General features: G+C 33.7%; 13 protein-coding genes and 1 pseudogene. 8 read left to right on the top strand and 6 right to left on the bottom strand.

The features are described from left to right. Nucleotides 1-378: pseudogene (locus tag ABS917_RS18180) on the bottom strand (PAS domain-containing protein); the annotation flags it as partial. A 735-nt stretch (nucleotides 379-1,113) separates the two neighbouring features. Here ABS917_RS18180 and ABS917_RS18175 point away from each other — a divergent pair. Next, nucleotides 1,114-3,102, top strand: a complete 1,989-nt coding sequence (locus tag ABS917_RS18175) for a methyl-accepting chemotaxis protein (protein WP_350480313.1) — start codon at nucleotides 1,114-1,116, stop codon at nucleotides 3,100-3,102. A gap of 231 nt (nucleotides 3,103-3,333) precedes the next feature. Here the strand turns inward: ABS917_RS18175 and ABS917_RS18170 are convergent, their stop codons facing one another. Beyond that, entirely contained in the window at nucleotides 3,334-3,804 is a 471-nt protein-coding gene (locus ABS917_RS18170; protein WP_350480312.1) for a hypothetical protein, read from the bottom strand. A gap of 508 nt (nucleotides 3,805-4,312) precedes the next feature. On the opposite strand from ABS917_RS18170, the gene ABS917_RS18165 reads away from it, so the two are divergent. Together ABS917_RS18165 and ABS917_RS18160 are read left to right on the top strand one after the other, a co-directional pair. Continuing rightward, nucleotides 4,313-5,287, top strand: a complete 975-nt coding sequence (locus tag ABS917_RS18165; RefSeq protein ID WP_350480311.1) for a phosphotransferase enzyme family protein — start codon at nucleotides 4,313-4,315, stop codon at nucleotides 5,285-5,287. A 340-nt stretch (nucleotides 5,288-5,627) separates the two neighbouring features. After that, on the top strand, nucleotides 5,628-6,449 hold the full coding sequence (locus ABS917_RS18160; protein WP_350480310.1) for an MBL fold metallo-hydrolase: 822 nt from the start codon (nucleotides 5,628-5,630) through the stop codon (nucleotides 6,447-6,449). A gap of 169 nt (nucleotides 6,450-6,618) precedes the next feature. Here ABS917_RS18160 and ABS917_RS18155 read toward each other — a convergent pair whose 3' ends face one another. Then, nucleotides 6,619-8,169 carry a hypothetical protein gene (locus tag ABS917_RS18155; RefSeq protein ID WP_350480309.1) on the bottom strand — a complete coding sequence of 517 codons (1,551 nt, stop codon included), beginning with the start codon at nucleotides 8,167-8,169 and terminating at the stop codon, nucleotides 6,619-6,621. Further along, a complete protein-coding gene (locus ABS917_RS18150) occupies nucleotides 8,162-8,713 on the bottom strand; it encodes a sigma-70 family RNA polymerase sigma factor (RefSeq protein WP_350480308.1) in 552 nt (183 codons plus the stop codon). The genes ABS917_RS18155 and ABS917_RS18150 overlap by 8 nt, the downstream gene beginning before the upstream one ends. Nucleotides 8,714-9,070: 357 nt before the next feature. On the opposite strand from ABS917_RS18150, the gene ABS917_RS18145 reads away from it, so the two are divergent. Beyond that, on the top strand, nucleotides 9,071-9,544 hold the full coding sequence (locus tag ABS917_RS18145; RefSeq protein ID WP_350480307.1) for a hypothetical protein: 474 nt from the start codon (nucleotides 9,071-9,073) through the stop codon (nucleotides 9,542-9,544). A gap of 64 nt (nucleotides 9,545-9,608) precedes the next feature. Beyond that, nucleotides 9,609-10,649 carry a serine hydrolase domain-containing protein gene (locus ABS917_RS18140; RefSeq protein WP_350480306.1) on the top strand — a complete coding sequence of 347 codons (1,041 nt, stop codon included), beginning with the start codon at nucleotides 9,609-9,611 and terminating at the stop codon, nucleotides 10,647-10,649. 360 nt (nucleotides 10,650-11,009) lie between these two features. Here the strand turns inward: ABS917_RS18140 and murJ are convergent, their stop codons facing one another. Further along, nucleotides 11,010-12,293 (bottom strand): murein biosynthesis integral membrane protein MurJ, encoded by a 1,284-nt coding sequence (gene murJ, locus ABS917_RS18135; protein ID WP_350480305.1) that lies wholly within the window; start codon nucleotides 12,291-12,293, stop codon nucleotides 11,010-11,012. 296 nt (nucleotides 12,294-12,589) lie between these two features. On the opposite strand from murJ, the gene ABS917_RS18130 reads away from it, so the two are divergent. Then, a complete protein-coding gene (locus ABS917_RS18130; RefSeq protein WP_350480304.1) occupies nucleotides 12,590-13,447 on the top strand; it encodes an alpha/beta fold hydrolase in 858 nt (285 codons plus the stop codon). Between the two features lie 439 nt (nucleotides 13,448-13,886). On the opposite strand, the gene ABS917_RS18125 is transcribed toward ABS917_RS18130, so the two are convergent. Continuing rightward, a complete protein-coding gene (locus tag ABS917_RS18125; protein ID WP_350480303.1) occupies nucleotides 13,887-14,177 on the bottom strand; it encodes a hypothetical protein in 291 nt (96 codons plus the stop codon). A gap of 398 nt (nucleotides 14,178-14,575) precedes the next feature. On the opposite strand from ABS917_RS18125, the gene ABS917_RS18120 reads away from it, so the two are divergent. Beyond that, nucleotides 14,576-14,911 (top strand): ArsR/SmtB family transcription factor, encoded by a 336-nt coding sequence (locus ABS917_RS18120; RefSeq protein WP_350480302.1) that lies wholly within the window; start codon nucleotides 14,576-14,578, stop codon nucleotides 14,909-14,911. 41 nt (nucleotides 14,912-14,952) lie between these two features. Then, entirely contained in the window at nucleotides 14,953-15,951 is a 999-nt protein-coding gene (locus ABS917_RS18115; protein WP_350480301.1) for an NADP-dependent oxidoreductase, read from the top strand. Nucleotides 15,952-16,011 lie beyond the last annotated feature (60 nt).

Here is a 16,011-nt window from a genome sequence, read left to right as displayed (position 1 = left end):
TAGTCGTTCAACCGTTTCTGGAGAGTAGCAATCCATCCAACTTTTAGTTAAAAATTCTTTTAGATTATATCCATAAAGGTCTTGATGAGCTTTATTTACAAATTCAAACTCTCCTTTTTCATTTGTAATACCGATACCAAGTGATAAAAAATCTAACGCAAATGTATAGTCAACTAAGGTTGTCTGAGTAGAACCCAATTCTTTTTTTGAAGCAACAAATTTATCAAGTTGATTTCCAAGCATCCATCCAATAATAACGTTTGTGCTAAAAACTATAATAGAGAGGGTATTACTTTGACCTAATTCTAAATTTGAAAATATAAAATAATTGGCTATTACAAGTATTGCAGTAAGAGCTAACCTCCACGTATATTTCATCATTTTTTCCTCCCTTTATAACTCAATTAATTATTATTTTTAAATCAAATCTAATCATTTAAAAAATCCAATTTTTAAGAACATTAAATCAAATTGATGATGATAAAGGGGGAATTATACAAAATTTCCCTATCTTTCTCTTTTATAAACTAATTTACCCCTGGAAATGTATCTATATATACAGGTCATTTACTTTTGTATAGATATATTTTACCATTTCTATATTATAGTTTATTTTCAAATTATGTAAATGGTATTTTAATAAATTATTGCTACATTCCCATTTTTCTTACTAAACGAAAATTCACTCTACTCCTTTTTACCTTCATTCTTAAAGAATGTTTTCTTTTCTTATTAGGAGAAGAAAAAACCTTCTAACCGTTTGATTAGAAGGCAAAAACACTACTGTAGAGTAACGTTTCTATGTCATTATGAACGCTTGCGTGCAAAATCATTATTTTGCTATTAGAGAATTAAGTGAAAAGGAATCTTCTCCACTAATAAATTAAAAGGCGTTCTTTTCTTTCTTAAGTCCCTTAGAATTCAGAGCTCGAGTCGTGTAACATATTTTTTAGAGGGTTCTTAATAAAGCATAGTGAATAATTTCTGAATATAAATTTTATTAAAAAAACTATCGCAATCTATATAAATATCAGTTAAAGTATTTAAAACTAATATAATTATAAAACTTTCAAATTAATTATGTCAGTAATTAAATTTATTAAGGAGTATAAAATGAATTTATCAGTAAAATGGAAGATTATCGGAATTGTTATTCTCATTGCTATTTTAGGTTTTAGTACATTAGCAACGGTGAGTACCGTCATCATTTCGAATAAAACAGAGGAAACTGTAATAAATCAGAGTGAAACCATCGTCCAACAACTTTCGACTAATGTACAAACCGTTCTCGACAATTTCGGACGGTCATTACAAATGATTGCTCAATCGGATGAAATCGAAAACTATTATGAAAACAATACCGCCTTATTTGATGATGCGGATTCTCAATTACGAAAAGATTTTCAAACGTATTTAGGTACATTTTCTAATACATCGGGTATTTATACAGCAGACACAGAAGGGGTCATGTATGAGCCACACTTTGATGAGGTAAAAGATATTAATGCGACGACAAGGCCTTGGTATACACTTGGTATGGAGAATCCTGATGTTGTCAGTTGGACCGAGCCATATCTAGATGCTGCAACAGGAGAATTCACGATTACAGGTGTAACGGGTATTAAAGTTGGCAATGAGGTTGTAGGTGTTCTGGCATCGGATATTTTGCTAACGGACTTAACACAAATGGTTGCTGCTATGGATCTTGGTTATAATGGATTTGGCATGATATTTGATAGTACTGGATTGGCAATTGCTCATCCGGATTTAGCTGGTGAAGATTTATCGGAAAACAGTTATATTGAGAAGTTGCTACAGAAGAAAGACTCTATGATTTTAAATGAATCCATCAATGGTGTTGATTCAATTATTATATCCAATCATATACCGGGTGTTGATTGGACCGTGGCAGCACAGTATGAACAGTCAAATCTGAATAAAACAGCCAATGAAATTAGAGATATAATTATCTTAATTACGATTGCGATTTTAGCCATTACTTTTATTGTGCTATTCATCTTTATTTCGCGTGTTATCAAGCCTCTTTATAAACTTGGTACACTAATGGGGAATGTGGCAGAAGGGGACTTAACGGTTCATATTGATGTCAAGGCAAAGGATGAAATTGGTCGGTTGGCGCATCATTTTAATTCGATGATTGGCGAAATGAAAAAAATTATTGGTGTTGTGAAAACTTCTGCTGATCAAGTTGATGAGCGTTCACAACATTTAAGTGCGATGGCAGAAGAGACGAGTGCTTCTTCTATACAAGTTTCGAAATCAGTCGGGGAAATTGCTATAAGCACAGTTAGTACCTCTGAACAAGCCGATATTGTAACAGAACAATCAGCAAGCCTAGGCGATAAAATTGAAAATATGAAATCTTTATCTAGCAAGGTTGAAGAATCTACTAGTGAGGCTGCTACCCTTAATCAAGAAGGACGCAAGCATATGGACGAGTTATTACAAAGCTTCTCAGGAAACCAGCTAGAACTAGAAGAAATGACACATGTCCTATCCAAGCTTGAAGCCCAGACGATTTCTATTAGTTCCATTATGGATACAATTTCATCTATTTCCGCTCAAACGAATTTATTAGCTTTGAATGCTTCCATTGAAGCCGCGCGTGCTGGTGAACATGGTAAAGGATTCGCAGTAGTAGCAGAAGAAGTCCGTAAGTTGGCCGAACAATCAGCTAATGCTACGGAAACCGTGAAAAAGACGATTACTGAGCTTCAAAATTATTCGAATCAAGTAATTGTACCCATGAATAAAATGAAAGAATCATTTAATGAATCAAATGAAGTGGTTAATAAAACGAGTGAAATGTTCGCACAGCTCACGGAATTAATTGATCATGTGAATGAATCCTTTATTGCGGTTCACGTTGAAATTGAAAGTGTTGATAAATATAAAGACCGTGTTATTGAAACAATTGAGGAAATGTCTATGAACTCTCAAAATTCGGCTGCAGCATGCGAAGAAGTTAGCGCGGCTACAGATGATCAGTTACACGCAATTCAATCGGTAGCTGAGGCGTCTCAGGAATTAAATCAGTTAAGCGCTGATTTAGCGGTTGCCGTTAACCGTTTTAAAGTATAGAAGATTATAGTAAAAAAAGCAGGCAACGGGTGTCTCTGTAAACCCGTTGCCTTTTTCAATAATAAATCACTAAATTAGATTATAGAGAAATATATGTTTGAATTTGTTGGAGATGTTATTAATAAATTACGGGCTTTTCATTACCAATACATTGTACCTAACTTGTATATAAAACCAAATATATAAAAAAGGACCAGGTACTCAATTAATTTTGAGTCTGGTCTTTTTTTATTAATTACTTTTTTTATCAAAGAATAAATTTAAATCTGTTTTATCAGTATCTTCAGCTAAAGCTGTATTAATATATTGATTTAACTCTGAGATTTTAGCTTTTTCGAAAAATGGCACACTTATATAATGTGGTGATCCTGATTTTTCGATATTTAATATTGTCTGAATTCCACTGCCAGCAATACCAATACCAATTATTAACCAAAATAAACCTCCGATAAAAGTCTCCCCTAAAGAACCTAGTCCAATAAAAATTAAAATTAAACCAATTATTATTGCTTTAATATTGTATTTTGAAGAAAGCATAGATCCAGAAATATTTTTTAGAGGTATACTTTGTTCATCTTTTCCTGCTGGGATAAATCCTAGAATTGTGTTTGATAAATTTGTTTTCACAAATCTGCTATCCACTTCGACTGCACCTTTTATCCAAAAAAATAGCAGGCTTGTAGAAAAGCTAATTTTCTCCATGTTGAAAATCTCCTTTAATATGTAAATTTAATAATACTGTTGAATTATATCAAATTACCTAAAATGTGTCATCACTAATTTTTTGAATCAGACAACAGTAATGTGTTACCTGATAAATAACTAAGTCTAAATACATGAAATTAATTTATACCTCCATCCATATAAAATAAAAGAAAGACCGTTGTTAAGGCAAAGGTCTGTTTTTTTGCGTTAATTTTTCCTTACTTGAATAACACTCTTTTATGAAAGGTTTCTAAACGACGCTTTGCAAGAATTCTTTCTCCAACTAATTCAATGTTTAGTTTTAAAAATTTACCTGATTATGAAAAGAGGGGATTATAATTTTGTGTCGAAAGAAAATTACAATGGCTATTAAATTTTAAAGCTGCAACTTAAGGAAGGGGTGACTTATTGAAAATGAAAGAATTTCAAAATAGGATGCTAATGAGAGGAATTAATTCTTAATTAAGATTTATTCCTCTCATAGGCAATGGGAGGAAATTTAAAGATGATGGATTTAGGTAATATGTTAAGAGGAGTTGCAAACGACGCATTTGCTCAAAGACTTCTTCAATTTTGGGTATATGACGAGGGGACTTTGAGACTATGGCGTGCAAGTTCAAACTTTGTATATGCTTTTGAACGTAATCAAGTTCAATATTTTTTAAGAATTAGTTTTGAACAGGATAATTCGATTGAACAAATAAGGGCAGAATTAGAGTTTATGCAATATTTACAAACAAATGGATTTCCAACAGTAACATCAATTCATTCAAAAAATAAAAAATTAATTGAAACATTAAGTAGACCAGAAGGTACGTACTTTGCCGTTGTCTTTAATGCTGCTAACGGAATTAATTTGGATGACGATACAATTACTGAAAAACAGATGGAGGAATGGGGAAAATCACTCGCCTTACTTCATTGTTTATCAAAAACGTATGAGCCAGTAGGGGAAAAAAGAAAGAGTTGGCTAGATACAGTACAGTTTATGGAAAGTGTATTTAAAAAATATCCAGGTGAAGAGTTAGCGCTACAAGAGCTTAATGAGATAACGAACTGGCTTCAATTATTATCCACTGACAATAATATATTCGGATTGATACATTATGATTTTCAATTAGATAATTTGTTTTTTAAAGAGGATAATTACCCACATTTCAATGTTATTGACTTTGATGATGCCATTTATCACTGGTATGCACTTGATATTGTAACAGCACTTGATGATTTTATTAACGCTGATGATTCTCAATCAAAATTATTGACTCATTCATTTTTGAATGGCTATCGTACCAAAATGGTTTTAGATAATGATGTAGTGGCTCAATTTCCGCAGTTTCAAAGATATGCAAACTTATATAAGTATGCCAGATTATTAGAAGCTTTGAATTACGGAGAAATTAATGACACTCCAACTTGGTTTGATAATTTAAAGGATAAGTTGATTAGCGTTGCAGATAAATTGAGAAATAATTTTTAAAAATCATAGTAACCAGAACTTTCAATGTTCCTGCAGTAAGTTTAGGAAGTTACAAATACCCAAGAAATGTCACACAATTTCTTGGGTTTTCTTTTAAATAATATATTCAACAATCGGGCATTTTCCTTCAATAAGGAAAGGCTTTTTTGTGCGTTTAGGGGCTAGATTGTTGAATAAATTTTACCGAGAAAAGTATTTAAACAAAGGGGGATTGAAAAGTAAGGAAAATTCAGCCTATATACCGATAGAAACTTTTGGTTTCAGAATATAAAATATACAAATGAGAAACCATTAAAATGCAAAAAATACAAAATACGGAAATGTGGAGGATTAGTTTGGAATGAATTATTATATTTGTGAAACGTGTGGAGTTCAATATGAAAAATCTACTGCTGAACCTAGTGAATGCAAAATTTGTACTGAAGAGAGACAATATGTGAGTGTAGACGGACAAAAGTGGACAACTTTAGATCAATTAGTGGCGTCTTATCAGTATAAAAATAAGATTACTTTTGTAGAAGATGGATTACATAGTATTAAAACTATCCCTACATTTGGTATTGGACAGACTTCTTACTTAGTTCAGAATAGCGATTTTAATTTGTTGTGGGATTGTATTACATATATTGATAATGAAACTCTTACTAGAATTAATGAATTAGGTGGAATTAATGCAATTGCATTATCTCATCCCCATTATTATTCAAGCCAAGTTGAGTGGGCAGAAGCATTCGATGCCCCAATCTATATACATGAAGATGATAAAGCGTGGGTAACTAGACCAAGTGAGCATATTGTATTTTGGTCAGGTGAAGAATTGATTTTACAAGAAGGAATAGCATTACATCGTGTAGGAGGGCATTTTAAAGGAGCCACAGTTTTAGAATGGCAAAACAATAAAAAAGAGGGCGTTTTATTTGTTGGAGATATCATCCGTGTGGTTGCAGATCGTAGATGGGTAACTTTTATGTACAGCTATCCAAACTTTATTCCATTGCCAACTAATATTGTAAAACGAATTGCAAGTCAAATTGATACATTTAATTTCGAAAAGTTATTTGACGCATTCCATCGAGTGATTGAAAAGGACGCTAAAGAACGTGTTCAAATTTCAGCTAAACGATACATTGCAGCATTAGAAAATAATCTCTTTGAAACATAAATAATTAAACACACCAATTTAAATAACGTTCCCAAATAAAGCATCGATACGTTCGTATGTAGCAACGCCCCTGGAAAACACAAAAAGAACACCATTTTTCTTTGAGTGAAAAGTGGTGTTTTTGGATTCTGTCCAACCTTCTTTTTGATAATTCCAGGCAGCCATCATCCTACTTACTTGGGTTAAAAGATCCTAATAAAGCCTTCGTTTCTTCGAGTGTTATTTTTTGACTCACGACCTCATATATATAATCACCTTTCATGCCTATAAACTTGGCGCCTAAAAAATCTTTTAATTCATAGCTTTTCCACTCAATGCCGTTTAAGGTGAACAGTTCAAGTTGGTTTCCTGTAATCACATCGAAATTATTCAAAGGACGAGTAAAGGAATCCTGGTGATAAGCGGTTACGTATACTATTCCCGCTTCATTTTTGGGAATATACGTGAGGTAAGCATGGTGGAATTCTTCTTCAAATTCCATATAGTAAGCTGAAGATATTTCAAGATCGGGATGAGTGAATTCATACAAGAAAGGCAGGTCCTTTCGCATTAAATCTACTATAGCTTCCGTATCTTCTTTATTGGTGTCTACAGCTTCTATTTTTTCTTCTCTTGAATCATGCTCGGGCTTTTTTCCATAAGGAACAAAAGGAGTATAGCCATCTAAGTTTGGTACAAAATCTTGCGGATCAATAGTAATATTCACTTCCAAACTTTCAGGATGGAGATAGCCTGTAAGTTGACCGTCCGTATCATACGTTTCATATTTAACTAAAATGCCAGTATCTTTATCTACCCAAAAGCGAAAAGTGTCAGTAGTTCTTTTCATTTTGAATCTAATTATCACTTGCTCATCCAATTTTCCATATAAAACAATGGTATTATGACCTAACAATTCTTCATTTTGTTTTTCTATATCCCAAAGCTCTGTATTTCTTAAGTAACTAGCTGTAATTTCATAGGGAAACAAAGACATGCCGCTAGGGGCAATTTCTGGCCTTTCTCTAAAATTAGCCTTATCTGAATAAATGTCTTTCAATTCTAAATTAAATGCTTCTGCTGGTGTGATCGGATCTCGTTTGGGCTGCGGTTCATAGTCACTGACTCGATAGGTATTATTTACACTTTCTTTATGCCAGAGCTTTTCTTCATTATAAATAAATTCGTTAATAATTTCCGCATACCCCAGTATTTTTTCATCAACTAGAGTAGTGTTTTTCTCATAGCCACCAATTTCATTTTTTATGCTTAATTTGTATTCAGTCACGCTCTTACTAACTGAGTCGTCATAATATACGGCGTAATCCTCAAATTTACCTGCAGCTGTGTAAAAATAGTCTACTGTATTTAAAAGCTTGCTAACCACATCTTCTTTTGTCATCTCTTCGTATGATTCCTCTTGGGCTGGAGGTGTATAAATGTTAGTTTCAACTTTTGATCCTGGTGGAATATGGTCAGGGGCGTTATTTAAACTAGTCATCTGCTCTTCACGCGAAAAAATCTCCAACTCCGTAGTAGCATAATAGCTAGCGCCTAAAAAAAACAGGCTCGCTACAGCTATTGGTAATAGATAATTCAACGTCGTTGGCTTGATATGGCGCTTCTTTTTTCTTTTGTAAATAACTTGCCTTACGTTTTCTTTCTGTTTCGCATCGAAGTGAATGTCCTTTAACACAGTTTTGTTCATAGTCTCTACGATTTGTTTAAACATGTCATCCATGTTTGATGCTCCCTTCTAGTGACTTTTTTAATAAGAGGCGCGCCCTATGTAATCGGGATTTTATCGTTTGTATACTCAAATTTAATAAATCTGATATTTGGTTATATGACATTTCTTCATAGTAATATAAAATTATTACTTCTCGATACTTCACGGGTAAGGAAAGTATTTTTTCTGCAACTAGTCGTTTTTCCTCTAGACCGACTAATTCCATTTCAGGTGATTTATTTGTACTCTTTATTTTTGTAAAAAATTCTGTAAGGACGATATTTTTAAAAGACCAGCTCCTTAACTTATCTTTACAGAGGTTCACCGTGATACGGTATAACCATGTTTTATAAGAAGATTCATTTCTAAAGTTGTCTAAGTTCTCGTAGCACTTAATAAAAACTTCTTGCGCAATATCTTCTGATAGTTGCTTCTGTTTAGTATAAGTAAATGCTAAACGAGCTATATTTTGGCCGTATTCATTCATCAACCATTCAATTCTCTCCTCTTTATTTAATTCACTTACTTCTACCTGTTCTATCACTCGTTCAAGCATCCTCCTCACCCTTTCAATTATTAGACGAAGCAATTCTGATTTGGTTGTAAAAAAATTACTGTAATGAAATATTAAAACATATTGGCTTATTACAAAAGTCAACGGAGATTAATGAAGGTAGGGGTCGGAACAAAATAATATCGAGGAGCGGATTGTCTAAAAACCATGAAAATCAGCAATTTATACGTACATAACGGTAAATCTTACCCTTATTATCATTAAAGTGAACACAATTCTTCAAATAAGGGGAAATTCCCCCTTTATTTAATTCTCTTTAGGGTCATATATTTGTAACTTTATGAAGGGGTATTGGTGCTAGTTAGAGAATTAACATAAAAAGTCATTGGGGGTGTATTTATGTTGAAAAAAAGAATCCTTTTAACTTTTGGAATAATTTTATCGTTAGCAATTGCAGGCTGTAATGAAGAGGAGTTCATTGGAAAAAATGAAAAAGTGATTAAAAGCAATTGGAATGAAAGTTCACTTTTTGAATCGGGCGGTTACACAATGATTGGAGAAGAGGGCCGATTAGGTTTTATTTACGATGATAGCGAAGAAGTTCGGTTCTATCCTGGTAAAGAGCAAAAGTACATGTGGCATTTTTGGGGGGGAAAACAAGAGTTAGAAGGAGAACTAAAAGTTGTTGCCACTCATGAAAATGAAGATGAAGAAATCTTTGTGACCAGTGGCGTACTAGGTGCTGCCAATAATGGTGCAGACAAACACGCCCCATCTAACATGTCATTACCTAAAAGCGGAATATGGAAGTTAGATGCTTATATAGGAGGAAGCCTATTTGGAAGTATATATGTAAAAGTTCATGAGAAGTAATTTATATTTAAAATATTGTTTGAAACTATATTGGGGCATTTCTTATTTTCAAGGAGAGTGAAAAATGATATTAAAGAACGAGAGTGATTACCCAAACTTATTTGAAGATCTACGTATTCATGTAATGGAGAGTGCTGAAAAGTTGGGTGCTAGTGGTGGTGCCATTTTTGTTATCCATAACGACAAAATCGTAACAGAGTCGTATTTTGGCAAACAGTCTAATGCAAAACACGCTAGAGATGTTCAAGTAGATACTCAATTCCACATTGCCTCGGTAAGAAAGGCTTATATCGGTTTTGCTGCGGCTTACGCTATATACAATAGCTACTTTTCTATTGATGATCCAGTTCAACAGTTTGTAGAAAATTCACATCTGTACGCGTATGAAGGGGTAACCATTCGTCACCTATTAACTCACACACATGGGCTAAGAATTTGTGAGGTTAATAAACTAATTAGTGAATATAAACCGGGTGAGTCCTGGGCATATAGAGGTCCAAGTATTGAACTGTTGACAATGATTATCAAAAAAACAACGGGGCTGTCTGTTGCTGAAATCATTAAATCGCAAGTTATTGAACCACTAGGTTTTCAATCGACAGAATGGATTAGGATGAGTAAGCCTCATTCAAAAATTGCAGACGCTATTCGAGATACAGATAACCCTTTTTGGACTGAGACAGATGTAGTAGATGGTTCTGGAATGAATATGTATGTGTCTGCAAAAGAGCTTGCTTTATTCGGTTACATTCATTTAACAGGAGGGAAATGGGGAGGAAAACAAATAATTCCTAGAGAAATCATTCAAATGACTGCATCCATTCAATCTCCTAACCCGACACTTCCTATTCAGAAGAACGGATTTTTATGGTTTGTAAAAGATACAAACCATAGTTTTAACCAAATAGGTGATACAGTTCCAAAAGGTTCCTATCAATTACTCGGCTACACCAATGTAGCTCTGCTCGTTATTCCAGAGGAAAACATAGTAGCAGTAAGAATGCTCAACCGTTATGGTTCATCTGAGGGATACAATTATTTAAGCGACATTCGATCTTTTGGAGATACTGTTTATAACTGTTCTATAAAATCAACAATACAATAACATTAATGTTTGAAAGGTGTTGCAGAGCTACTTAAGTGCATTTGTTATTCCACAATCGGGCACGATTCTTCAATAAGGAGATCGTGTTTTTCCGTTATAGGGCCATATTGTCGAATAACATTTTTATAGGTAAGGTAAGATCTGATTTGTAAATTACTGCTACTTAAGCTATTTATACAATTTGTCTAGAGCTTTATTATAATAGTTCAATCGAAAAAGCACGAACGTTGATTTAACAACATTCGGGCATTTTTTTTTGTGTTTTCTATTAGCTTATAATCGGGACCTTTATTAGAAATTAAATGTATATATTATGAAACCTCGCTGTACTAAACCTAAATTTAATGCTAATAAGCAACTTTAAAATTTCCATCTAACCCTCGCATAAATAACCAGCATTAGGAAGTTTGCCGCAGCACTTATAGCCGTGCCGTAAGCAATCGATGAAGCACCAAATGAACCCATCATTAAATAAATTACAGCTATATTAATTCCTAAAGCGCTAACTACACTAAATATTACCGGCACAATCGAGTTGCCTTTTGCGTAATAGAATCGAGTGATATATGTATTAGCAGCCAGGAAAAACATTGATAGTGAGAATGCTCGAAAGATCGGTACTGTTAGTTTGACTGACTCCCTTGTAAATTTTTCACTTTCGAAAACAAAGCTTATAAGTGGGGCTGCAAAGATATAAGCGATAACCGTAGTAGGAACGAGTAATCCAACGAGGTAAAGAATTCCCTTTTTATAGAGTACACGGATTGCCTCTGTGTCTTCTTCTCCTTCTTTTTTACTAAGCAGCGGATAAATTACCGTTGTCACTGCGGCTATCAAGATTGTTTGTGGGAGACTAGTCGATTTAGAGGCGATATTAACAGCCATAACGACGCCTTCTTCAAACTGTCCAGACACAATCCTATGAATAAGGATATAGAGTTGTAACGAAGCACCTCCAAATAAGATAGGTAAAGCGATTATCCATAATTGCTTAATGTCTTTAGACATTTCAAAAGTAGGTTTCAATGAATAGCGTTTTGATTTCCGAACTCCAATATAAAGAAAACCACCCATTAACAATGCACCAATCAAAGCACCAATTCCATAAGACTCAGGTCCGAAATATCTGGTTAAAAAGACTGCTAATCCAAGAAAGACTGCATTATAAAGAAAAACTGCAATACTAGATAGATGATACTTACCAGTTATATTTAACAAGCCACTCATCCACGTCGAAAGTACAAGAAAGATTGATGATGGCATCATCCAAAGATATAGATTACGTAACAATGCAAAGTCTTCAGCGCTACGATTGTTAAAAAATAGTTTCAAAAGGGGATCTACTAGAATGATTAAAATAACCGTTATTGAAATTGCTGCTATAAGAACAGTTGCTAGGGTCTTACGAACATATAAATCCTTTTCTGATTTAGTTGAATGATAAACAGATATAAACGCAGTGGTCAATCCACCACCAACAACTAGATAAATGAAATTTGGGATTGTATAAGCTTGTGCAATTGCATCGGCTGTAGTAGACAACCCATATTGGTTCGTTATCATTATTTCCCTATAAAATCCAAGTAGCCTAGCCAGAATACTAATAAGTGCTACCGACCCTATAATTTTCATCATCTTACGCATTAATCTAACCTGACCTTTCCCAAATGAAGATTATGGTTCCTTTTTTATTTTCGCAACCGTTTCATTTTGCACTATTTATATATACTTATTTTACCTATTATACCATTTAAATGAATATGTTTTTCGCTATCTATATTCGTTATAGGGCCATATTTTTTGAATAAAACACATTGAAAATATGTAATTTATAATGTGAAAGTGAAGGCTTATACTTGGACTAACGGGAAATTAAAGTGGAAAAATGACAATTAGGGGGAATATTTATTATTTCATTTTTAAAAATAAAACAAAAAAAGATGGAGGTGCTTAGTAAAGGGAACAAAGGAAAAACGATTATCATACTAACGGGGTTAGGCTGTTCATTTGATGAATGGTACATCATTACCAAGACCTTAAGTAAAACCAGTAGAGTAGTAATTGTGCATAGACCTGGACTAGGAGAAAGTGAAATAGGGAGTGATGTCCGTAATACTGGAGCAGTCGTTAAGGAATTACTTGATTTAATATCAGTACTTGAAATTACGGAACCAATTGTATTGGTTGGTCATTCCTATGGGGGATTGTGCGTACAACATTTTGCTAAAAGTTATCCTAAAATGGTTGCAGGAATGGTTTTGGTGGATTCAACCTCTGTAGATCTACATGAATTAGACGAATTAGATTTACCTATTTTAGATGAAACTGATTCTGATGAAGTTTGGTTAGAGAAATGTAAATCTTATTCATCGATGAAACAAGAGCAATTAAGGATACTATTAAACCCTACTCTATCTGAAAAGCAAAAATCATTTCCTAAAGAAATTCGACAGAGATTATTAGACTTTCAAATAAGGCCATCTTTATACAAAGCGATGTATTTAGAGATAAGCAATTGGAAACAGGATGCTGAGATTATTAAGTCTTTAGAGACGACTCTCAATGTCCCGTTGATTGTTTTAGGAAGAGATGTAGAATTTTGCATTAAGTTGGGACTACAAGGCGGGCTGCCAGAGGAAGAGTTAAGAATTTTAGAGGAAAAATGGAAAGAACTTATTAGTAGACAAGGAAACCTTTCTAGCAATAGCAAAATTGTATTCGCAAAAAATTCAAGCCATTCTACACATATGGATAGACCGGACATTATCATTCATTCAATTTCTGAGGTTCTAAATTAACTTAATTAAATTAAACCAAGTAGAATTTCTTACGTTGTTCATAAAGGCGAACAAACATTATTATTACCATTCAGATCATCTTGAAATCGATTCTTCTGTTAAAGGGTCATATCGTTGAATAACACTTTTGAAGATAAAAAATGTTATTCAAGTTTTTATGTGACTTGCGGTAAGTGCTGTGGCGCTTGGGAAAATGCAGGTGGTGGAAACACGATTAACGAACTTGATAGGTGATGCTTAACTCATGATGCTTGCTTGAAGTCAGGGAATAAGGAAGGCAAGGAGCGATGCGTTTGCCATGATGACTTCCTTGATTGTGCTGCAAATAAAACAGGTCCTGTGGATACAACAATTCGTAATGGCATTCGGGGTGCAAAAGTAATTGACGAATGTTATTTCAAAAAAAGAAAAGCCAGGGGTAACTCCCTAGCTTTCCTTTCTATGCTATATTTGCACCAATCCATATAAACGAAACAATTAGAATAAAATTTAAACTAGTAAAAAGCAAACCCAATATTGGTAAAGTCTTTTTTTCATTTAAAGTACGGAAACAGAAAACAGCCAACACAATAGAACAAATTGTGCCAAGACCAATAAATGCTAGAATCACTGGCGTAAGTGTTTCAGAAGTTGCTCTAGCTATTGGATCTAATAGAAACATAGCTGCTGTTACTAATACACTTGATATTAAAAATAAATAACTTTTCCAAGAGTGTTTTTTAGCTGACATTGTGAATTGTAACCTCCAATCTCAATTAATTAACACTTTTTATTTTACCATTAATTTTACAAGAGTTCGATAACAAACAAATTTCAGAGACGCTTCAGACATTCGGAATCCAGTGATCACTAAGCATGAAGGGTAAGCGACGTTTAGGAGTATTGAACTTCCTATTCTAAGGTGCTGCTGATCATAACCTTGTAATGGCACTCGTTATTCAACAATCGTGCGCTTTTCTAAAAAAAGGAAAAGTGCTTTTTATATTGAAGAGCTATTTATGAAAAATTGATCCGTCTCGATTTGCTTTCTCAATATTGCACCAAACTTAACAATATAATATTGTTGTGTTCAGTGATATGGTTCGTCGACTTAAACCATTCGACTGAGCATTGGAGGTATTTCATAGAATGAATAAACAGGACCAACTAAATAATATTAAAGAAGATTTCATTAGTTCTCAAAAAGTATTACAGGCGATTGGTGATGAAACTCGTCAATCAATTCTTTTAGTATTAATGGGAACTGATTGTCAAACAGGGTTGCGTGTTGGCGAAATCACTGAAAAGACGCATCTTTCTCGACCTGCTGTTTCACATCATCTTAAGATTTTGAGGGAGGCCGATGTTATATTAATGCGGAAAGAAGGCACAAAGAATTTTTATTTTATTAATATGCGTTCAAAAATAGGTTTATTAAAAAATCTTGTGACGGATATTGATAAGTTTTTGGAAGATTTTCATTGAATTATGGATTGTAAAATACAAAAGTTGGAGGAAGAGACGCAATGAGAGCAATGGTTATAGAAAAGTATGGGAAGGTTCCAATGCGTTTGGCAGAAATGCCTACACCAGAAATTAATGAATATGAGGTACTTGCAGAAATACATGCAGCTAGTATCAATCCCATTGATTTTAAGATACGTGATGGGAAAGTGAAATTGTTGCTTAAATATAAAATGCCTCTTATTCTTGGGAGCGACTTTTCTGGTGTCGTGGTTAAAGTTGGCGCAAAAGTGTCTCATTTTAAAGTTGGTGACGAAATATATGGACGTCCACGCAAGAGTAAAATTGGTACTTTTGCTGATTATATTTCTGTGCATGAAGATGATATTGCTTTAAAACCTAAAAATTTAACCTTTGAAGAAGCTGCATCAATCCCGTTGGTTGGGTTAACTACATACCAAGCGTTTTCTGACATCCTACAATTACAAAAAGGACAAAAGATTTTAATTCAAGCTGGGGCTGGCGGTGTCGGTACGTTTGCAATTCAACTGGCAAAATTAATGGGTGCGACTGTTGCAACGACCGCCAGTGAAGCCGGTATGAATTTAGTGAAATCTCTTGGTGCAGATGAAATTATTAATTACAAAACAGAAAAATTTGAAGAAACATTAAAAAATTATGACGCAGTATTTGATACACTTGGGGGCGAGATATTAGAAAAGTCATTTAAAGTTGTCAAAAACGGAGGTAAAATTGTTTCCGTTTCGGGATTGCCGAATGCTCGTTTTGCAAAAGAATATGGTTCAGGATTTTTTAAAACATTATTGTTTTCAGCAGCAAGTAATAAACTTACTTCACTTGAAAAAAAGCATAATGTTCATTATACATTTTTGTTTATGGAGCCCAGTGGAGAACAATTAAGTATCATTGCAAACTATATTGAAGCAGGTAATATTAAACCCATAATAGATAAAGTCTTTTCTTTTGATGATGCTCAAAAGGCGATGGAATACGCTGAGTCTGGCAGGGCTAAAGGGAAAATAATATTAAAACTCAAATGAGAGTAACTAAAGTTAGCAAAGTAATTTTGAAAACTTCAACTAAAAGCTCAAAATAATTTT

The organism is Solibacillus sp., assembly GCF_040273735.1.
In the GTDB taxonomy this organism is placed as follows: Bacteria; Bacillota; Bacilli; order Bacillales_A; family Planococcaceae; genus Solibacillus.
This window is presented reverse-complemented; position numbering and strand designations above follow the sequence as displayed.

Coding starts and splice junctions, on each gene's coding strand:
- ABS917_RS18130 (WP_350480304.1), top strand. CDS start 12,590: ATGGAGGTGCTTAGTAAAGGGAACAAAGGAAAAACGATTATCATACTA.
- ABS917_RS18160 (WP_350480310.1), top strand. CDS start 5,628: ATGAATTATTATATTTGTGAAACGTGTGGAGTTCAATATGAAAAATCT.
- ABS917_RS18175 (WP_350480313.1), top strand. CDS start 1,114: ATGAATTTATCAGTAAAATGGAAGATTATCGGAATTGTTATTCTCATT.
- ABS917_RS18150 (WP_350480308.1), bottom strand. CDS start 8,713: ATGCTTGAACGAGTGATAGAACAGGTAGAAGTAAGTGAATTAAATAAA.
- ABS917_RS18170 (WP_350480312.1), bottom strand. CDS start 3,804: ATGGAGAAAATTAGCTTTTCTACAAGCCTGCTATTTTTTTGGATAAAA.
- ABS917_RS18145 (WP_350480307.1), top strand. CDS start 9,071: ATGTTGAAAAAAAGAATCCTTTTAACTTTTGGAATAATTTTATCGTTA.
- ABS917_RS18165 (WP_350480311.1), top strand. CDS start 4,313: ATGATGGATTTAGGTAATATGTTAAGAGGAGTTGCAAACGACGCATTT.
- ABS917_RS18125 (WP_350480303.1), bottom strand. CDS start 14,177: ATGTCAGCTAAAAAACACTCTTGGAAAAGTTATTTATTTTTAATATCA.
- ABS917_RS18140 (WP_350480306.1), top strand. CDS start 9,609: ATGATATTAAAGAACGAGAGTGATTACCCAAACTTATTTGAAGATCTA.
- murJ (WP_350480305.1), bottom strand. CDS start 12,293: ATGCGTAAGATGATGAAAATTATAGGGTCGGTAGCACTTATTAGTATT.
- ABS917_RS18115 (WP_350480301.1), top strand. CDS start 14,953: ATGAGAGCAATGGTTATAGAAAAGTATGGGAAGGTTCCAATGCGTTTG.
- ABS917_RS18155 (WP_350480309.1), bottom strand. CDS start 8,169: ATGGATGACATGTTTAAACAAATCGTAGAGACTATGAACAAAACTGTG.
- ABS917_RS18120 (WP_350480302.1), top strand. CDS start 14,576: ATGAATAAACAGGACCAACTAAATAATATTAAAGAAGATTTCATTAGT.